This window comes from Peribacillus muralis (genome assembly GCF_001439925.1).
GTDB lineage: Bacteria > Bacillota > Bacilli > Bacillales > DSM-1321 > Peribacillus > Peribacillus muralis.
This window is the reverse complement of sequence record NZ_LMBV01000081.1, coordinates 1-375: the sequence shown is the minus strand read 5'-3', so window position 1 is coordinate 375 and position 375 is coordinate 1. Positions and strand designations below refer to the sequence as shown.

The 375-nt window shown below is 39.5% G+C and carries 1 protein-coding gene; it reads left to right on the top strand.

The genetic code is table 11. From position 1 onward, the window contains the following. Positions 1-375, top strand: a 375-nt coding sequence (locus tag ASU00_RS24170) for a reverse transcriptase domain-containing protein (RefSeq protein ID WP_269085365.1), incomplete at both ends; no start/stop codon positions are given.

Sequence of the window (375 nt, the reverse complement as noted above, 5' to 3'; positions counted from 1 at the left end):
ATATCCAACACAATAAAAGACGGAGATGTCATATCGCTAATCAGAAAATACTTAGTTAGTGGAGTCATGGTGAATGGAAAATATGAAGACACACCTGTCGGTACTCCGCAAGGAGGCAACCTCAGCCCACTATTAAGTAATATAATGTTAAACGAACTTGATAAGGAACTGGAGAAAAGAGGACTAAGGTTCGTGAGGTACGCTGATGATGCCCTTATCTTTGTGAAAAGTGAAAAGGCAGCGAATCGAGTAATGGGCACAATCGTGAGATTTATAGAAGAGAAATTAGGCCTGATAGTCAACGTAGAGAAGAGTAGAATCTCACGTCCAAAAGAGTTGAAATTCTTAGGATTTGGGTATTATTACGACGCTAAT